This window comes from Bartonella grahamii ATCC 700132, from assembly GCF_000518085.1.
Taxonomy (GTDB): Bacteria; Pseudomonadota; Alphaproteobacteria; order Rhizobiales; family Rhizobiaceae; genus Bartonella; species Bartonella grahamii.
Genome location: NZ_KI912377.1, coordinates 26,282 through 45,971, shown reverse-complemented (window position 1 = coordinate 45,971; position 19,690 = coordinate 26,282). Strand labels below are relative to the sequence as shown.

At 36.1% G+C, this 19,690-nt stretch carries 13 protein-coding genes and 1 pseudogene; 8 read left to right on the top strand and 6 right to left on the bottom strand.

Translation table 11 applies throughout. The features are described from left to right. Nucleotides 1–176: 176 nt before the first annotated feature. Nucleotides 177–683 (bottom strand): single-stranded DNA-binding protein, encoded by a 507-nt coding sequence (gene ssb, locus U736_RS0109015; RefSeq protein ID WP_015856526.1) that lies wholly within the window; start codon nt 681–683, stop codon nt 177–179. A 333-nt stretch (nt 684–1,016) separates the two neighbouring features. Here ssb and uvrA point away from each other — a divergent pair, with 333 nt between their 5' ends. From uvrA to U736_RS0108980, 4 genes are all read left to right on the top strand, one after another. Then, the gene (gene uvrA / locus U736_RS0109005; RefSeq protein WP_026500714.1) at nt 1,017–3,932 is read left to right on the top strand and encodes an excinuclease ABC subunit UvrA; all 2,916 of its coding nucleotides are present in this window, start codon (nt 1,017–1,019) and stop codon (nt 3,930–3,932) included. Nucleotides 3,933–4,996: 1,064 nt separating this feature from the next. Next, nucleotides 4,997–5,335: a P-II family nitrogen regulator gene (locus U736_RS0108995; protein ID WP_015856528.1), complete on the top strand. Its 339-nt coding sequence runs from the start codon at nt 4,997–4,999 to the stop codon at nt 5,333–5,335. 59 nt (nt 5,336–5,394) lie between these two features. Beyond that, on the top strand, nt 5,395–6,804 hold the full coding sequence (gene glnA / locus U736_RS0108990; RefSeq protein WP_015856529.1) for a type I glutamate--ammonia ligase: 1,410 nt from the start codon (nt 5,395–5,397) through the stop codon (nt 6,802–6,804). Between the two features lie 155 nt (nt 6,805–6,959). Continuing rightward, a complete protein-coding gene (locus tag U736_RS0108980; protein ID WP_015856530.1) occupies nt 6,960–7,505 on the top strand; it encodes a hypothetical protein in 546 nt (181 codons plus the stop codon). 35 nt (nt 7,506–7,540) lie between these two features. On the opposite strand, the gene U736_RS0108975 is transcribed toward U736_RS0108980, so the two are convergent. Continuing rightward, nucleotides 7,541–8,329, bottom strand: a complete 789-nt coding sequence (locus U736_RS0108975; RefSeq protein ID WP_015856531.1) for an ATP12 family chaperone protein — start codon at nt 8,327–8,329, stop codon at nt 7,541–7,543. A gap of 1,226 nt (nt 8,330–9,555) precedes the next feature. On the opposite strand from U736_RS0108975, the gene U736_RS12935 reads away from it, so the two are divergent. The 4 genes from U736_RS12935 to U736_RS0108950 all read left to right on the top strand — a co-directional run bounded on the left by U736_RS12935 (nt 9,556) and on the right by U736_RS0108950 (nt 12,961). Further along, nucleotides 9,556–9,855 carry a hypothetical protein gene (locus U736_RS12935; RefSeq protein WP_244395796.1) on the top strand — a complete coding sequence of 100 codons (300 nt, stop codon included), beginning with the start codon at nt 9,556–9,558 and terminating at the stop codon, nt 9,853–9,855. A gap of 490 nt (nt 9,856–10,345) precedes the next feature. After that, complete coding sequence (locus U736_RS12930; RefSeq protein WP_026500711.1) at nt 10,346–10,747, top strand: hypothetical protein; 402 nt, start codon at nt 10,346–10,348, stop codon at nt 10,745–10,747. A 4-nt stretch (nt 10,748–10,751) separates the two neighbouring features. Continuing rightward, the gene (locus tag U736_RS0108955; RefSeq protein WP_015856532.1) at nt 10,752–11,699 is read left to right on the top strand and encodes a DMT family transporter; all 948 of its coding nucleotides are present in this window, start codon (nt 10,752–10,754) and stop codon (nt 11,697–11,699) included. Beyond that, a complete protein-coding gene (locus tag U736_RS0108950; RefSeq protein ID WP_026500709.1) occupies nt 11,696–12,961 on the top strand; it encodes an ATP-grasp domain-containing protein in 1,266 nt (421 codons plus the stop codon). Before U736_RS0108955 ends, U736_RS0108950 begins: the two co-directional genes overlap by 4 nt. Before the next feature lie 957 nt (nt 12,962–13,918). Here the strand turns inward: U736_RS0108950 and U736_RS0108945 are convergent. The 4 genes and pseudogenes from U736_RS0108945 to U736_RS0108920 form a co-directional block, all read right to left on the bottom strand. Continuing rightward, complete coding sequence (locus U736_RS0108945) at nt 13,919–16,672, bottom strand: autotransporter family protein (protein ID WP_015856533.1); 2,754 nt, start codon at nt 16,670–16,672, stop codon at nt 13,919–13,921. 1,403 nt (nt 16,673–18,075) lie between these two features. Then, nucleotides 18,076–18,477 (bottom strand): hypothetical protein, encoded by a 402-nt coding sequence (locus U736_RS0108930; protein WP_015856534.1) that lies wholly within the window; start codon nt 18,475–18,477, stop codon nt 18,076–18,078. 362 nt (nt 18,478–18,839) lie between these two features. Continuing rightward, a pseudogene (locus U736_RS11365) lies at nt 18,840–19,242 on the bottom strand (hypothetical protein). 119 nt (nt 19,243–19,361) lie between these two features. Further along, a complete protein-coding gene (locus U736_RS0108920) occupies nt 19,362–19,685 on the bottom strand; it encodes a hypothetical protein (RefSeq protein ID WP_034452245.1) in 324 nt (107 codons plus the stop codon). Between the last annotated feature and the right edge of the window lie 5 nt (nt 19,686–19,690).

Here is a 19,690-nt window from a genome sequence, read left to right as displayed (position 1 = left end):
ACACCAAAATGCTAATTTCTCCCCCATGACAAAAAAGAAATTTAACAATATTTTTCAAGATGTTATTAATTTATGTTAAAATTACCAATAATAATCAACAATTTTCACTTCGCTAAACTTCAAAAATCTGAAACAACCAAATCATAAAGTAATCGTAATACGACAAATAATGACTCTTAAAAAGGTACGTCATCATCTAATTTGTGTGAAAAACTTTCTCCCAATTGATTATTATTTTGACCAAACGTATTTCTCTGATTTGAGTTACTATCGGCAAAGCCACCACTATAACTCCCCCCTTGACTTGCTCCTTGCTCCCCGCCCGCGGCTCCCCGCCCATCAAGCATTTGTAATTCGCCACGGTACTTTTGCAAAACAACCTCTGTTGTATAACGGTCATTTCCATTTTGATCTTGCCATTTTCGTGTCTGTAACTGCCCCTCAATGTAAATTTTGCTGCCTTTTTTTAAATATTGCTCTGCAACTTTGACAAGGTTTTCATTAAAAATAACAATATTATGCCACTCAGTGCGTTCTTTTCGCTCATTTGTATTCCGATCACGCCAACTTTCTGAAGTAGCAATACGTAAATTTGCCACTTGGTCACCAGAATTCAAACGGCGGATTTCAGGATCCGCACCAAGATTACCAATCAAAATAACTTTATTAAGGCTACCAGCCATCGCATAAACTCCAAAATTTTAATTCGTAAAATACTCTGTTTTATAACAGTTATAACCATCTCGACCTTCAATTTACATGTCTGCAATTGACCTTCAATATGGATATTGCTATCCTTTCCCAATATTGTATCCGTGTAATTATAACAAAAGATGATAAAGACGCATAGTTTATTCCACCACGAGAGAATAAAAAGCTGCTCATTTGTATTTTTCTTTTCACAAAACTTATACCTTCCTTTAGCATTAAAGCAGTTAAACACATTGTAATTCTAAAAAAACAGTTTTATTCCATTTTAGGTGCTCAGTTTTTGTCACATATGCCAAGGATAAAATATGACTTATCAAAAATATATCTCCATTCGCGGTGCACGTGAGCATAACCTTAAAAATATTGATCTCGATCTGCCTCGTGACAAACTTATTGTTATAACAGGACTTTCCGGATCAGGAAAATCATCCTTAGCTTTTGATACAATTTACGCTGAAGGACAACGCCGCTATGTCGAAAGCCTTTCAGCCTATGCACGCCAATTTTTGGAAGTCATGCAAAAACCCGATGTCGACCGCATAGACGGTCTCTCTCCAGCTATCTCCATTGAACAAAAAACAACCAGTCGCAATCCTCGTTCAACGGTAGGTACCGTTACTGAAATCCACGATTACATGCGTCTTCTCTTTGCACGTATTGGTATTCCTCATTCTCCTGTGACAGGACTTCCTATTGAAAGCCAGACAGTAAGCCAAATGGTGGATCAAATTATGTCCTTACCAGAAGGAACACGAATTTTTATTATGGCCCCTTTGGTGCGAGGACGAAAGGGAGAATATAAAAAAGAGCTAACAGAACTTTTAAAAAGAGGATTTCAACGCGCTAAAGTTGATGGAAAATTCTATGAAATCGCTGATATTCCACCTCTTGATAAAAAATATAAACACGACATCGATGTCGTGGTAGACCGCATTGTTGTACAGAAGGATATCACCTCTCGCTTGGCTGATAGTATAGAAACCTGTTTACAGCTAGCAAATGGGCTTGCCATTGCTGAAATGGCAGACCAACCCTTAGCACAAAAAGAAACGACAAAGGAATCTGCTCATAAGTCGAAAAATAATACACACAAACGGCTCATTTTTTCAGAAAAGTTTTCCTGCCCTGTATCGGGTTTTTCTATTCCTGAAATTGAACCACGCCTTTTTTCGTTCAATAATCCTTTTGGCGCCTGTCCTCTCTGCGATGGACTGGGCATCAAAAAAGCAATGGATCCACTGAAAATTGTGCCCAATAAAAATCTTACCCTCAAAAATGGCGCCATTGCTCCTTGGGCTAAATCGGATTCACTTTATTATAGCCAAACCCTAGAAGCATTAGGAAAAGCTTACGGTTTCAAACTCACAGATCAATGGTGTGAACTCTCTAATGAAGCACAACAGGCTATTCTCTACGGTACAAAAAAAGATGAAATTTCTTTTATCTATAAAAATAATTCTGGTTCGCATAAAACGACCCAACCTTTTGAAGGAATCATCCCCAATATGGAGAGACGCTGGAAAGAAACCGATTCTGCTTGGTCTCGAGAAGAAATCGAACGTTATATGTCTTCTTCGCCTTGCCCAGCTTGTCATGGTTATCGTTTAAAACCAGAGGCACTTGCTGTAAAAATCCACGGAATGCATATTGGGCAAATATCAGATCTTTCTATTCTAAAGGCAGATGATTGGTTTGCCAATATTCATCAATATCTCACAGAAAAACAACGTAATATCGCCATACGTATTTTAAAAGAAATTCGCGAACGCTTAGCTTTTTTAAATCATGTAGGATTGGAATATCTTACCTTGTCTCGAAATTCAGGAACGCTTTCAGGTGGAGAAAGCCAACGCATTCGGTTAGCATCCCAAATTGGTTCTGGTCTTACAGGCGTTCTTTATATTTTAGATGAACCATCTATCGGTTTACACCAACGCGATAATGAACGCCTTTTGGAAATGCTGCGTCATTTACGCAATCTTGGCAATACAGTTATTGTTGTTGAACATGATGAAGATGCTATTCTCACAGCAGATTATGTTGTCGATATGGGCCCTGCCGCGGGCGTTCATGGTGGAGAAATCATAGCGCAAGGGACACCACAGGAAATTATAGAAAATTCAGCCTCTCTCACAGGGCGATACCTTTCAGGAAAAATGGCTGTTAAAATACCCGCCGTGCGACGCAAAATATCAAAAATGAAAACACTTAAAATCATCGGCGCCAAGGGAAATAACCTCAAAAATATCAATGCGAACATCCCTCTTGGAACCTTCACATGTGTAACCGGTGTTTCTGGAGGAGGAAAGTCAACATTTCTTATTGAAACGCTTTTCAAAGCAGCTTCACATCATATCATGGGCTCTCATCACAGCCCTGCCAGCTATGACAAAATTGAAGGATTAGAATTTCTTGATAAAGTCATTGATATCAACCAGTCCCCCATTGGACGCACCCCACGCTCTAATCCCGCAACCTATACAGGCGCTTTTACACCGATTCGTGAGTGGTTTGCTGATCTTCCAGAATCAAAAGCCCGTGGTTATAAAGCTGGGCGTTTTTCATTTAATGTTAAAGGAGGACGTTGCGAAGCATGTCAAGGTGATGGAGTCATAAAAATTGAAATGCACTTTTTACCCGATGTCTATGTTACTTGCGATGTCTGTAAAGGAAAACGCTATAATCGAGAAACACTAGAAATAAAATTCAAAGGACAGTCTATAGCCGATATTTTGGATATGACAATTGAAAAGGCAGAGGAATTTTTCCAAGCTATTCCCGCTATTCATAATAAAATGGAAACTCTCATTAAAGTAGGATTAGGTTACATAAAAGTAGGACAGCAAGCAACCACACTTTCTGGTGGAGAAGCACAACGTGTGAAACTTGCGAAAGAACTTTCACGTAAAACAACGGGACGTACACTCTATATTTTGGATGAACCAACAACAGGTTTACATTTTCACGATATTTCCAAACTTCTTGAAGTGCTGCATGAACTAGTCGAGCTAGGCAACACAGTTATAGTCATTGAACATAACCTTGATGTTATAAAGACAGCCGACTGGATTATTGATTTAGGACCAGAAGGTGGAGATCGTGGTGGTGAAATTGTTGCAATTGGACGCCCTGAGGACATCATTAAGGTTCCCGCTTCCTACACGGGAAAATTTCTAAAAGATGTTTTACTGCGCCCCTCTCTCTATAATTCTAATTCTTAAAAACGCTTTCCATTGTAAATACAGCATACGAACAAAGCCTGTACTTTATTGTTACCTGTAAACACCAACACCTAAATTCCAGTGGTGCAACATGTTTAAAGCAAAGGCTGAAACAATTTAGCGCTCTATAAGCTGTTTCAGTTTTCGTATTGCCCATAGGAACGCGCGCATAATTGCGTATTTATTCTCTGTTTTTTATATCTGAAACGGCCAAACAGCCCAATTTGGAAAGAATACGAAGTTTTAAGGGGATAAATTAAGTTCCTATCTTTACATCTCCTTTTAATTTATCTTTACGATTTTCAAAGGCATCCGCAACAGTATCTTATGAAGAGTGCCCATTGCTTCACGCTTTTGTTTATCGCGTTCCTTAATGGAATCACATTCCTCACGAAGAGACAAAACGCCCCAAACAAAATATATTTGCGTTGCCGATTCACACATCTGTTTTAAAGAAATATTCCTCAACGCTCTCAAGCCCATTTCACGACGGCACCTAATGCTATAATGATAAATCCATTATTGTATACCACCATCTTTACGTTTATGAAGAAGCATAGTCGGCATCATCACACTCTTTTCCAATATGTGTCTCCCCCCTACTCCCTAATATTGCAAAAACTTTAGTTATCGAAAGCTTTCATAAAAAGCATTTTATTTTTTTCAAATGTTTTTATTCACACACTCGTACTATTCATGATATACAAAGGTATCGTTTTGATTGATTGACGATAAAAAGATCTAAAATGAGAAAACCTCACGCTATTAGAGTTTCTCATTCAGTGTAGAAAACGTCTAATTATCATTATAAGTCAACGTATTATCTAACAAAAAAGAAACAAAACTTTTTTATTATATTATTTTAATTCTTGTACAAGAATTGTAAGATTTTTTCCAAAAAAACAGTATTTGACTTTATTCTACAAAAGAAACTCTCCTAAAAGAGTATAGAGTGTCATTATTTTCGACTTTTTGTGCACAAAGTATCTGTTGGACATCTTACAGTTGTCAATATAATGTGATGCAGTCTAAAAAGACAAAATAACGTTGGAGATAATTTCAGCATGAAAAAAATTGAAGCCATTATAAAACCTTTCAAACTTGATGAAGTGAAAGAAGCGCTTCAAAAAATTGGGTTACATGGTATTACAGTAACAGAAGCGAAAGGTTTTGGTCGTCAAAGGGAACATACAGAACTTTATCGTGGCACGAAATATGTTGTTGACTTTCTACCTAAAGTAAAGATTGAAATTGTTGTGTCCGATGAAAAACTAGAACAAACTGTTGATGCAATACGTAAAGCAGCTCAAACCAAACATATAGGAGATGGAAAGATATTTGTCTTTTCCATTGATGATGCCATTCGTATAGGCACGGACGAAACCGGTATCGATGCCCTTTAATAAATAACGAGAAAATTCACTTTTTTATCTATCTCAACGCCATATTAAGGAAATTGAATATGACAACCGCATCAGATATTATCAAACAGATTACAGACAACGAAATCCGTTTTGTTGATTTACGTTTTACTGATCCACGAGGAAAATTGCATCACATTACAATGGATATTGCAGAGATCAGCGAAGATACTTTTAGTGATGGTGTCATGTTTGATGGTTCTTCAATTGCTGGTTGGAAAACAATTAATGAATCTGACATGGTTTTAATGCCAGATCCAGAAACAGCACATATTGATCCTTTTTTTGCTCAATCTACTTTGGTCATATTTTGTAATGTACTTGATCCTGTCTCTGGTGAATTTTATCGTAGAGATCCTCGTTCTATCGCCAAAAGAGCTGAAGTTTATATGAAATCTTTAGGCATTGGAGATACAATCAATGTAGGTCCAGAAGCAGAGTTTTTTATCTTTGATGATGTGCGCTATAAAACGGATCCTTACAACACAGGGTTTAAACTCGATTCAAGTGAACTTCCCTCCAATGATGATACGGAATATGAAACAGGCAATCTAGGACATCGCCCACGAATAAAGGGAGGCTACCTTCCTGTTCCGCCGATTGATTCCTGCCAAGATATGCGTTCTGAAATGCTCACAGCACTCAAAGATATGGGCGTACAGGTCGAAAAACACCATCACGAAGTAGCAGCAGGCCAACACGAATTGGGTATTCGTTTTGATACACTCGTTCGCGAGGCTGACAAGATGCAAATTTTTAAATATGTTGTACATCAAATAGCAAACAGTTATGGGAAAACAGCAACCTTCATGCCAAAACCAGTTTTTGGTGATAACGGCTCTGGAATGCATGTCCACATCTCCATTTGGAAAGATGGCAAACCCATTTTTGCAGGAAATGAATATGCCGGACTATCAGAAACCTGTTTATTTTTTATCGGTGGTGTTATTAAGCACGCAAAAGCAATCAATGCTTTCACAAACCCATCCACAAACTCCTATAAACGTTTGGTTCCTGGTTATGAAGCTCCTGTTCTTCTTGCCTATTCAGCACGTAATCGTTCTGCATCTTGCCGTATCCCAATGAGCTCCTCACCAAATTCAAAACGCGTAGAAGTTCGTTTTCCAGACCCAACAGCAAATCCCTATTTGGCATTTGCAGCCCTTTTAATGGCTGGTCTTGATGGCATCAAAAACAAAATTCATCCTGGACATGCTATGGATAAAGATCTTTATGATCTTCCCTTAAAAGAACTCAAAGAAATCCCTACTGTTTCAGGAAGTCTGCGTGAAGCACTTGAAGCACTTGACAAAGATCGTGGCTTTCTTAAAGCTGGCGACGTTTTTGATGATGATCAGATTAATTCCTTCATTCAAGTAAAGATGCAAGAAGTCTTGCGCTACGAAACAACACCCCATCCTGTTGAATTTGATATGTACTATTCTGTTTAAACAATCAATACGCATTCTTTTGATTTTTAAAATGGAGGCAAAAGCCTCCATTTTTGTGGATATTCTTCTCATGCAAAAGCGCAAGAGGCTTTTTGCTCATCTGCTTTTCCTTTATAATGTGTTGAATCTCTTCAAATGAATTAACAAGGTTTCTAATGCCGCGAATTTGTTTTCTCGTTCCCGTTCTTTTATGCATTGTCTTTATCACATCAACAACTCAAGCACATACAATAACCAATCAAAAACTCACAGCCCTTGAAAAAGCAACATCCGCTTATAGTAAAGCACTTAAAAATGCCGATTCAAATGCCATCTTAAATGCTATTCCTCCCCAAATCATCAACCGTTTAACCGCCAAAAAAAATCTTAGTCAATCACAATTTCGACAAATCATGAAAAGCCAAATAGAACGGTTGGCAGAAAGTTACAAGATTGAAACGATCAACATTGACCAAAAACAAAAACGTGAAGGTACTCTTGATAATGGCACCCCTTATTTTGTTATACCCGTGGAGCTTGTAACCACAACAAATGCTGGAAAAAAATGCTCTATTCAAACTGAAATTATTGCCCTATTTTACAATAACCAATGGTATTTTATCCGTGGTAATGACGAAGCGCTCTTAAACATAACCAATGAACTATTTCCTGGACTTGAAAAAGTAAAAATCAATCCCCAAAAAGTCACAAAAATACTCTGAGCGAAAAGAATGCACGTAAATAAAAAATTTACCCCTTATAAACAAGTTGTAACAATTGTAGCCGCAGCCTTAAATTCAACTTTTTTATGAGCACGACGCACCATCGTTTCTTTATCTATTCCCCATTGTTCCATCATCCAATCTTCATCTAAATGGGCAATAGACCAAGCATGATCAGCATCAATGCTTCCCGCAGCAACAGCAAGAGCAATAAGAGCAGATCCCGTTAAGGTTGTCATCATATGAAGAGCAGCAAGCATATAAGGAGACTCAACGCTACGTAAATAATGACTCACAGCTTGAAGTGCTTCTGGTGATTGTTCCACATGCATCAGCCCTTCTGTCAAATAAAACCTTGAACCCAGTTTTTTTTCTGCCCAATCTAATAAAGGATCCCATTGTTCAGATTGTTTTTGCACCAGCTCTTTAGATGTCTGTGCACGATAAAAGATCATATCACACGCAACGAAACGCAATAAATCTTCAAAAACAACCTGCATATCATCAGCAATACCATCAATAACAGTATTAACCAAACGCGTCATCGGCATTTTTGCAGGATCAACAACGTGCTTTTGGCTCTCAAATTCCTGAGCAACGTATTCAGCAAACACTTCTGTTGGCACATGAAAATGACGCCTTGCGGGCGTTTTAACGGGACGTTCATCTAATAAGATAGTAAAACGCCCTTCCTCACAAGCAATCTTCACTTGTTTATAAAATCGTTTTGCTAGCGGCTGACATGAAAGATTTTGAATCTTTTGAACAGAACTCTTTTTATTCTTATTCAATGGCATATCAAAATGATCCAAAATCTCACGCATATTTGTTTACCTCTGATCTTTTCAAGAAAGCGACTGTTTTATCCAAGTTTTATACACTTTAATAAGATTTAATCCGACCTTCTTAACGATTCCAAAGAAGGAAAAAGATCTTGCCAATCCCAATCTGATTTAAGAGTTATATTTCATGTTTCTTTTACAAACAAGGCAATGATAATATCTTTCATATATTCAATACAATCATGGCTATAGAATAATTTTTAAAATATTATCTTAATTAAAAAGCTAAGTATATTGAATTTGATAGTAAAGGTTATCATGCTTTACCATTTTGCTTATTATTCACCTACAATAATGTTATCGATACGGACAGCTTCAAAAACAATTTTTACAAAATATTAAAACAAAAAAGCTCATCATCAAAAAAATGATAGAGCGGTGTGCTTTATGTATCATTCACCTTCGCTTAACCATTCTAATCATTCGTCTAACATATCCAATAAATATCCCCTGCGTAGAATTTTTCCTGCTCAATTACTCTCCTAAACAACGATGTTTTATGGCATAATAGGATAATGATAAGACCAAATTATATCACAATTTTCTTTCACATATACATATATTTTGTAAAACACTAAATTATTTAACTTATTTTGCTTGATATACTTCAAATATTCCACTATTTTAAATATATTATTATACTTAAAAAGTATAGAATTCATACAATCTGAAAATAATACTTTTATCTATACACTTATCCCTGCAGATACTAACTGCACAGCTGCAGCACAATAGTGGCTTGACAATCACAATCAAAATATTTCTTCTGCTGATTTAGAATCACGTATTATCTTATACACAACTCCTGAAAAAGCCTTTGAGAAACCCACCCAGAAAAAAGATGGATATCTTCTAAGGTGTACGGCTTACCCAGATTTGTATACACTCTCATATTTATGCGTTTAGGCGATATGCAATTGTTTAACAGCTTTATTATGCCTACTCACTCTATGGTTTTAACTAAACGCAATAAGTCTGATGAAATTAAAACGTAGCGACTCACTCTGCCCCTCAATCTTTGCTAGCTAATTAATACGACAAAATATTTGCCAACAGAAATGCTGACACAACCGTTCTTTGTAATGCTGAAAAAGCAGTTGCTTGTATCACAACGTCTGTTGCGACAAACCGCTATAAGCTAAATATTATCGAAAATTTTGGACAAGTGCCAATGGTCTTTTTGCTCCACTCACTAAAGTCAGCTTATCATGAAACAGTCTGAAGCACTTCTTTCTATTGTTAATCTGATAAACCAATTTCGTGTGCACCAAGAACTCGATGGGAGTATTGAGGAACCAACTTCAGCGGATAATAATATGATCAATAAATTGATCACTCTGTTGAACTATCATGCAGATATTATTAACGGATTATCTCCAGAACTTTTAAATACCACTTCTGATGATCTTTATCGGTGGATGCTCAACAGTTTAATACTCCCCCAAAGTTTGATAACACTTTGGCTGCATTCAAAGCACCATTACCAGACGCTCCGCTATTTCCCTTAGCTCCAATGCATGCAACGAATGGGACTGATCCGGAAAAATTCCGGATAAAATTAGTTACAGGCTACCGTCATGAAATAGCCTATCTTGCCAACGTAAAATATACAAAGAATTATGTATTACATTTTCAATGTATAAAAACGCGAATAGCATCAAAGGGTTGTTTAGAAGGCAATTGCATTGTTCTATTCCCAGAATCTGGGGCGACTGCTAAGAAAATTAATAAGCAGGCATTTGCTTTGTTTTTTTCAGCAAATTCTTCGATATTTACAATGAGCAAACAATTGTGGAAGCTGAATGTTTGCTTGATAGAGATAGTAAATTCTCATTCGATCAATTGCATAGTTGTAACTTATCTAAAGAGGATATTTATGATGTTCGCTGTTTATGAGGCTATTATCATGACTATGCACATCATACTGGACCGCGGCCATTGGATAAAAATCTGTATATAAAATTAAATTAGTTTACAGGTCTTCTAGAAGAAACTAAAGTGAACTTAATTACAGTGCTTATTATGCTACAAAATCATCCCAAATTTTGGAAAGAAATAACAGAGTTTGTCCTATTAGAACGCATATTTCGTTATCCAAAAGGTTCTGATCAGCATATGACATTCGGTTCTGGTACAGGTGTCTTGCTTTTTGAAATATTGGTGCGTAACAAAGTATTGTTTGAAACGGATCAGTGTTATCTTCAATTTTATTTGGAGCGTATTAAGCAAGTAATAGTATTAATGATAGCAGATATAGAAGCACTTGAAGCATTAGATTATGACTATTTGAAAAAGGGGGGAAGGATTACATCCAAAATAATCTTGGAAGACCGCAAACCTCAAAGCCACGATTTAATTTTTCAACCTCATATTATGCGCGGCGAGTCATTGGAGAATTAAATCAGTGAGTTTTTTAAAAGGACGGTTATTATTATTTACTTTTGCCATTCTGGCGTTGTTTTCTATAAGTTGGTTATTATCTAAGAATTTGGTTAGCAGTATACCCGTCATGCATGCGGTTGGACTTAGGTTGTTTGCCACCGCTGCCACCTTATGGCTGATTGCAGTATTTCGTGAGAAAGCTGTTTTCAGATCCCTACCATTACTTTCCATGATACCTTCTTTTTTAATTCTCTCAGTGTTAGGATTTTCGCTGTATTTTGTATGCAGTTTTGGCGCATTAAAATCACTCAAAGCCAGTGATTTAACTATGGTTCTCGCTACTATTCCAGGTATTACCTACATATTGGGTGCACTGACGAATAACCTTACGTTCTCATGGTTAAAGCTTATCGGTATGATAATTGTCAGTGTAGCGGCTATAGCATTTAATATAAACAGTGCAGAGGGTGGATATTACAGCCTAATAGGAACAGCTCTTGCTTTAACAGCAGCACTTTCTTATTCTGCTTATGGCTTATTGTCCAAACTTTATCTTAAAAATTTACCTTTGCTCACCTCATTGGCTTGGATCACGACAATTTCTGCAGCATCATTTATACCATTATTTATTTTTGATCCTGCCCCACTCTTCTATCTTAAGTTAGAAGATATATTTAAAATATTGATTTTAGGAACTGTTTGTTCGGCACCAGTTTACGTATTATACCAAAAAGTTTTAGCCGAAGGAGGCGTATTATACGCCAATACTATCGGCGTATTATCCCCTTTTGCAGTGGTTGCATGTGAATGGATAATCGGCTCGAGCCCTTCTCTCAATATGATCAAAATAATTGCTATGATTGTAGTTGTTATAGGGATGATACTCTTATTTATAGATGCATCAAAGGTATCTACATGGCAACAGAAACGTCATTCTCAAAATTCCAAATTTAATGAGGAAACAAAATGAAAAAACTCGCGTTAGTTTGCCAGCGCAATGCAAAATTACCATTTATATTTGAAGCAGCACAAGCAGCTAATATCGAATTAGTCATGATCTATGATACCACTGAAAGTGCTCCCACTCAACACCCCGCAGCAGTCACTTCAACTTGGCAACTTCCTGTTTTTGATAACCCAGAGTTAGCTCTAGACACTTTTGCAACGGGAGTAAAAGAACGCAATATTGGTGGAGTTATGACCCTTCGCGAAGAAGCCATCCTATGGACAGCTTTGGCTGCAAAAAAAATCAATACTCCAAGTATTGAACCAGAAGTAGCAGCATTAACCAGAAATAAATATCTCATGCGTCAAGCTTTTGCTAAAGCAGGCTTAAGAACACCAGGATTCTTTTATATAGATAATCCAGAGGACCTATCACAAATACAAGCCTTGGATTATCCACTCGTTATTAAACCCGTCTCTGGATGGGCAAGTGCAGGCGTAATGTTAGCTAAAAATTCCGCCGAACTTCCTGATCTCATTAAAGCCGTATGGAATGTTCAGCATAAAGACATGGCACGTTTTAATGATAAAAATAAACCTGTAGGTTTAGTTATAGAACAGTATTTGCCAGGAAAAGAGTTTGTCGTAGAATGCTTTGTTGATACAGCAGGTGTACACGTTCTGACCGTTGGAGACAAGGGACAGCCTGAGGGACCATGGTTTGAAGAAACAATTTATCGTCAACGCCGTGATATAGATGATCCTTTAATTATTGCTTTATGTGAGGCTGCATGCTCTGGAGTTAAAGCTCTTGGCATAAATATGGGTGCTGCCCATGTAGAGCTACGTCTAGATGCTAATAATTTACCTTATATAATTGAGATCGGCGCTCGTATAGGTGGATCGGGTGTCTCCCATTTTATTGTTGAGCAAGGTACAGGGATTTCATTTGCAAAACTATGTATGAATGCCGCTTTAGCTGAACCAAACCCAAACCTTCCCGATATACTCCCAGCTGAAAAAGTGGCTGCAAATTACATTATTCCTCTTCGTGGTCATGGACGGTTTTCTGGATTTTTAGGTCTAGATAAGGTTGCACAGCATCCTCAAACCGCCAGAACTATCATTTTCTTTGAAACCAATCATACTTCACCACCTCCACCAGCATTTGGTGGATATCCTGGTTTTATTTTCTCTGTTCATAACTCAAACGAAGAAGCACGCAATTACCATAAATGGCTTGATGACACCTTAAGCATCATATGGAAACACCATGTTTATCAATAGTCCGATAAAGATATTTCTACTGACCCTCAACTTTGATATAAATCTTATCGATACAAATGAAGTCACAATGCGAATGCGACTGCCTAAAACTTCGCAAATATCTTTCCATTAAAGATGCATATTTCAAAAAACAGAAATTGAGGGAAATATGATCTACTTTTACACCCCATTTTAATAAAAGCTCTTCAATGTTTCTGTATTTGAAACAATAATAAAAACTTCTAAACGACTTTTTCGATACGACCAACCTCTTCTCCCCACGTCTCAAAGAAGAAAAAAGATCTCACAGCCCCCACTCTGATTTAAAAGTTATATTTCATATCTATTTCACAAATAAGACATGATCTTGTTCATATATTTAATACAGTCATTAGAATATTTTTTTAAGGATTTATCCTTATAAGAACTAAAGATGTTGCATTTGATTTTAAAAGTATTCACGCTTTACCATTTTTCTCATTATCCACCTACAATAATGCGATTGATACAAACAGCTTCAAAAACGCTTTTTACAAAATTTTAAAGCATAAAAACACGAAACGATAGAGCTCTATATTTTACAAATCCCCTCTTTTCCTTAACAGCAAAAGCTCTTAATAAGCAGGCCAATATCTCCCTGCCTTTCATGATTGATATCAGCGACCTCAAATGACAGCACTTCACAGCATGATAGGATAATAATGCTACTATTTTAAAAAGCTGATGACGAATACATCCCCAATATTTATAGCCCAAATAACACAAATAGATTTACAGTCTCATTGTCAATCTTTTTGAAGCATTTAAGCACCTTTATCAATCAGATAAAAAACACATCAACGTGATCCTTTGATACTTATTAAAACACATGATACCATTATTAAAAGAAGGGACTAAAATTCTGCACCATCAATGGTTTTAATCTCGACAATAAAACAAAACTTTAAAAATCACATTTATTATTTTTAAAACGATTTATTAAAAATGATAGCGCAAACCACCAGAAAAATGAACTCCAGAAAAACCAGCCTTGGTTAACCTATGCTGATAGCTAAGATCACTGTGAAGTGTAACTTTAGAAGAAAACTGCGCATTAATACCCAAACCTGTTTCTAAAGAAGAACCAAAAGAACCCAACTGGAAAACATCTTTAAAATGAACAAATTGTTTTTTACCAAAACGATTAGAAAGATGAATATTACCATAAAAACAAATAATACGATCCTTTTCAGATGCTGAAAATGTTTTATTTAAACGCCCCCCAATACGCACCAACCATTGACCTATTTTTTTCATCTCAACATCAAATCCATCAATATCACGAAACTTATCAAATTGAAGATGTTGATAAATAAGCTGGAGTTGCGGATCAAAAATAAGATCTTCATATCCTGTCATAAACACTTTACCAGCAGAAAACGAAACGTTCAAAGGATTTGCTTTTAATGTCGCCGTCCTACCCCAAGTATGGGTAAGCACATCCCCTTTAAACAAACCATAAGATAAAAGACCATCTACATAAAAACCAGTGTTGTGTTTCACACTACCGTATGTCGTAAATGACCATTTATTAAACGTACTCTTTTGGCTTTGTTCCACATTACGAGGTTGTAAGGAAAGCTTTCCATAGGTTCCCATAATCCCAAAAGATGTTGTACTATATGCGCTCTCTATTGTTTTGAGCAAAATGTTTGTTTTTATAGCGTTATAATCAACATTACCATCGTACCCATATTTAAGTGTAGAAAGATCCGAGACATAACGATAACTCCCACCATAACCGTGGACAGATAAAGCAAAATTCCCTTCAACTTTTAATAATTTGCGAGGAATAGACTGCGTAACTTGCAATTCCTTTTGTTGATTACTGATATCCATGAGTCCAATATGAAACAAAGCATTCGGTAACAAAAGATAGGTTGGAACTTGTGGAACAACCTCTCTGACCTTTAACTCAGAATGAGGGATAACAGACACTCCCAAAGAAGGCTGAATATACTTACTTTCAAGGCGAAAATCCCAAAAATCTCCATTTCCATCAACCAATCTTTGAGAAATTTGTGCATTTCCAAGAGTAGAATCTGGACCATAAGCATGAAGATAATATCGGTAAGGCAACCCTTCTAATGCAATATAAGCACGATCTAACTGAAAAGAATCTTCTGCCGCTTTTCCAGAAACCTGAATAAGTGAAATACTATGAACATTTTCACCGGTTGCTATCTCACCTTGGTTTCCTGTGACAAATTGCACATAAACTGTCGTTTTTCCAGAAACATCACCCTGTATCAAAAGCCGATCAGTCTTTTTATTATCGAGCAAACCATCACTACTGAAATGTGTATTGAGATAAATATCAGCACTTTCTTGCGCACTATAAACTTCTTTCTCTCCCTCCCCAATATAAAGTGTCTGATACTCCTGAAACATTGGAGTTTCAAAAGCAATAAAGCTATTAGAAATTTTTACAAATGAAATAAATGAATTTGTGCGGTTTGCAACTTGCGAATCTATCTCTCTTCTTTTTGTCAAAAACCATTTTGATCCCCCTGTCAAATAAAGCTCAGCAATAGAATTATCGGCAACACGAGTCCCTCCTATCAATGAAGAAGAATCAGCCAAAATCGCTACAGTCCCTCCCTTTTCAGCTGTTAATAATAAGTCACCAAAAATTTTTGTACCTTCTGTTACTGCAATATAACTACGACTATTATTACTGTGAATAGCTGTTCCATCTGGAACCTCAAAAATCGTCCTTTTCAAAAAGACAAGTCCCTGTTCATACGCATCATTCCCCCCATCCATCTCAAAATACATACCATGTTTATTACCTATTGCTTTAATTGTTGAATCTTCAATATTAACCCGCGAAATTAAAATATTTCCTTCCCTTCCATTATTGGACAGTGTGTTAGAATCTTGTCCAACTGTTAAAACATGAACATCCGTAGAAATAATATTCGTATTTTTTAAATAAACAGAACCCTGATGTTTTACATTGAAAACTGTATGTGCAATCTTTTCATTTGTATTTTCATCGTCTTCTGTTTTTTGATATTTTGAAGTAATGGTAACACCATCTAAAGTCGCACTCCCCCCTCTCCCCACATAAAGCGCAGCAGCATCATTCACATCAATAAAACCACTTTTCATCTGAATACCCGCATCAGCCCTAACGAAAAGAGCACTCTCTTGACCGATACCCAAACCTTCCACTCTAATTTTTGTATTCGTTAACGTAACAGATGCTCCTCGCTTCTCTGCATAAGCTGCAAACTGAGAAGCCTCAATTGTTCCACGATTAACCTCAATCATTCCACTATCAGCTTTAAGACCTATTGACACATTTTTAAAAGCTGAATCACTCAAAACAATTCTTCCCCCTTGTGATACAGAAACACCATAAATATCTTCTATACCCGCAGTAGCTTCAACCTCTACACGCATTGCCTGAATAACTGTATTTGGCTCCTGCACTACTATAGCAGCAGGCAATATGAGAGAACTACCCTCCCCATTCTTTTCTTTAACAGGTACCGTGAACTTATATACTTTATCACTAATTGTATGCTTTACACCATCACTGCATTTATAAGGCAATTTGTTTTCGTCACATGACAGTGATACAAATGCATGAGAATGCGCCTCAATATTTATATTTAATAAAAAAGAAAAAATAGCTGCTGTAAAAACACACGAATACAAGTGATTTTTAGATACCTTGGTTATCATTGTTTTTCAAAACTTTCTTTTTTTCAACAAAACAAAAAATGCTGGCAAAAAAACAAACCACAAATTAAACACAATAAGAATGAAACAAATTAATGTTTTTTATTTTTTATGATAAATTATAGCATACTAATAATATGTTTTGTATTTTATGTAAAGAAAGAACAAAAAGTTAAAAAACACCATTTATGATGACAATCTCTTTAAAGAGTGCATCTCAAAAACCGCTAAAAACTGCAATACAAAATGCCAAAAAACTAATCTCAAAAAACGCGAAAAATGCGAATTTTGAAGAGATATAATATATGAAAGCTATAACAGCATCATTTCTTTAACTACAACAAAAAAACAAAAAATCGCACACTAATTTATAACCTAATGTACACAATTTCTGTATTAAAAATGCTAGTATCTAACAAAAAAATTATCATAAAATGAAAAGATCTTTATATCAAAATTAATTGCATAATACTTTAGATCTTTTGATAAAATCTAAAATACAGTAAAACACTCACCATCTTAAAATTAAAAAACACCAAAATAAAATTTCATCAAAATCAGTTTTATGAAAGCTATCTGCTTATTATCGTTAAAGCAGATATTTTAGCAAAGCTATTATTTGCCATTATTTATATTGAATAAATTTTTCTAAACAAAAACTCTCTATCCTCCGTTATCATCATCTGACAACAACACTATTGCTAATCTCGTAGCTGATGAATATAATTATATTGGAGACAAAAGAGCCGTATTTCTCTCTTCTTCCGTTTAATATTTTCATTCAATTATTTCTTTAAAATGAATATTCTACTGTTGATAATCACTTGTGCAAAGCTTTTTTTATTTACTAGCGTTTTTTATCATTCATCAAGACGTAACATCTTTTTCGTCTAATTGGTTACACCAAAAATATCATTATCTATAGCCTGCTGATACCTTACTACCATTAAATTGGCTAAAAATGAATCACTTCGTGATACTGATAAAAAATAGATTCTCTTTGAATGTTACGGTTTGTATCTATAACCTTCTTTAGTCATGCATTCATAAATTGCTACAAACTGACTTGCACACGAATCCATATTTTCAGGAAAAGCGTAGATCGGCTGCCTGCCACATTTGAACAGTACTTGTGAGATCGTAGATTTATTGACATTGGACTTTTCTCATAATGCCAAGATCGATTGGGGGAGATTTGCTAACACATCCAACAGCACTTAATAAAATTATAACACTCAATAATTTCAATATTTTTCATTTCCCCTCCTTCAATATTTACGATAGAAAGGCTGAAAAGCTTGCTAGTATTTTTTCGCATGCAAGATGGCTAATACATTAAAAAAGCAACCTCCCCCCCCATGCGAGAAAAAGAGCACGAGGATTATTGATTACAGAAACATCAACACCTAAGGTTGACATTCAGGTTGTTCTTTATGCTCTTTACAATGAGGACTATTCAAACGCCTCTCTACACTTCGCTGAGGAATAACTGCATCAGGCTGACAAATTGGAAGATGTTCATATTTCTCACACCACTTCACCCTTCCCAATTTATCTCGGAAACCTGCTTGGATCATACATGCATTCTCTGCCTCCTCAGCATTGAATTTCTCATCCATACTTGTTTCTGTATCAAGACGACCATCAAAATGCTGCACTCCGCATTCCAACAGAGCTTTTTTGATCTCAAGCTGATCTGCGCCGGGCTTTTCCCATGCATCTACGGCTGTTCGAGAAGGCTGCTCTTCGTAACATCCAGCCATAACAAATAAAGTTATCCCGCTTAATAATTTTAAAATATGCTTCATTTTCCTATCCTTGAGTAATTTTGATATTACGAAACAATCTATAAATTATTTTACATGCTGTTTTTTTATTTCCAAAACAATGATGGATATTATCAACCTTTATTATTTTTACCTTTCCGAAGATTATACCATTATTGTTATATCAAAAATACGGTAAAATTATTACTAAAATCATATTCTATCAACAGCATACCTATAATTATTATCAATATTTTGATTACAACAAAAATAGATATTTTTATATTATTGCGCCTACAGTTGTAGTACCCATAAATAAATAGCATTGAAATGGTGAATTAAGTCCCCCCCGCACAGGCATGAGAAACATGAAGGTAGGGATTGTTGATCATCACCAGCAAAAATTAAGGCTGACATTCAGGTGCGGTTTTATATTTTTTACAAAACGAGCTGTTCAAACGCTTCTTGACACTTCGTTGCGGGATAACAGCACTAGGACGACAAATGGGGAGGTTTTCATCTTTATTAAGTATAACACCAATATAGTCCTCCCCATTTGTAGTGGAATTTTGCTTGGATCATGCAAGCATCAATGGAAGCCTCTGCATTGAGGCTTAACTTTTTATTTTCTGGAAAGACATCATACGAGGTTGGCATGCCACATTCTAACAGTGCTTTTCCTACCTCAGTAAAGTCTGCTCCAGGCTTTTCCCACATCCCTAGATATGGTGTAGGAGTTTTATTAAACTGGCACCCAGCTATACTCAACAGAGTTATCGCACTTAATAATTTTAAGGTTTGTTTCATTTTTTTCTCCATAAATAACCTAAACCTAAATTATCTAAAATCGAATAAATTGGCATAATATGAAGCGTTCCATAGTACCTTGCACACGTATAAGGCGCATGACTATAACAATTCTAGGATCATAGCCCGCCTAGCGCTCTCCCCTCCTTTCGCATGGGAATTGCTGGTGGAAATAATACATAAGGGAACTCCGATGGTACCTTATAAAAAGTAGGTGGATTGTGACCAAATCCTATACCAATGGGGTTAAGTAAATGATTTTGTAGGTAGACATGATCTTTTTCGCCATCATTTACGACATATAATGGATTCGCTATCGATAGAGCCTTATCAGCTGTTCCAAAAAGATAGATATCTGTTTTCTTTGCTATATTGTGAATGCCACGCTTTTTAAAGTCACGCAATCCTTTACCTACTGTTATGGCACCTGGAGCTATGTGCACGAACA

Excerpts from the sequence above, each read along its gene's own strand:
- ssb (WP_015856526.1), bottom strand. The coding sequence starts at position 683 with ATGGCTGGTAGCCTTAATAAAGTTATTTTGATTGGTAATCTTGGTGCG.
- uvrA (WP_026500714.1), top strand. The coding sequence starts at position 1,017 with ATGACTTATCAAAAATATATCTCCATTCGCGGTGCACGTGAGCATAAC.
- U736_RS0108995 (WP_015856528.1), top strand. The coding sequence starts at position 4,997 with ATGAAAAAAATTGAAGCCATTATAAAACCTTTCAAACTTGATGAAGTG.
- glnA (WP_015856529.1), top strand. The coding sequence starts at position 5,395 with ATGACAACCGCATCAGATATTATCAAACAGATTACAGACAACGAAATC.
- U736_RS0108980 (WP_015856530.1), top strand. The coding sequence starts at position 6,960 with ATGCCGCGAATTTGTTTTCTCGTTCCCGTTCTTTTATGCATTGTCTTT.
- U736_RS0108975 (WP_015856531.1), bottom strand. The coding sequence starts at position 8,329 with ATGCGTGAGATTTTGGATCATTTTGATATGCCATTGAATAAGAATAAA.
- U736_RS12935 (WP_244395796.1), top strand. The coding sequence starts at position 9,556 with ATGAAACAGTCTGAAGCACTTCTTTCTATTGTTAATCTGATAAACCAA.
- U736_RS0108950 (WP_026500709.1), top strand. The coding sequence starts at position 11,696 with ATGAAAAAACTCGCGTTAGTTTGCCAGCGCAATGCAAAATTACCATTT.
- U736_RS0108945 (WP_015856533.1), bottom strand. The coding sequence starts at position 16,672 with ATGATAACCAAGGTATCTAAAAATCACTTGTATTCGTGTGTTTTTACA.
- U736_RS0108930 (WP_015856534.1), bottom strand. The coding sequence starts at position 18,477 with ATGAAGCATATTTTAAAATTATTAAGCGGGATAACTTTATTTGTTATG.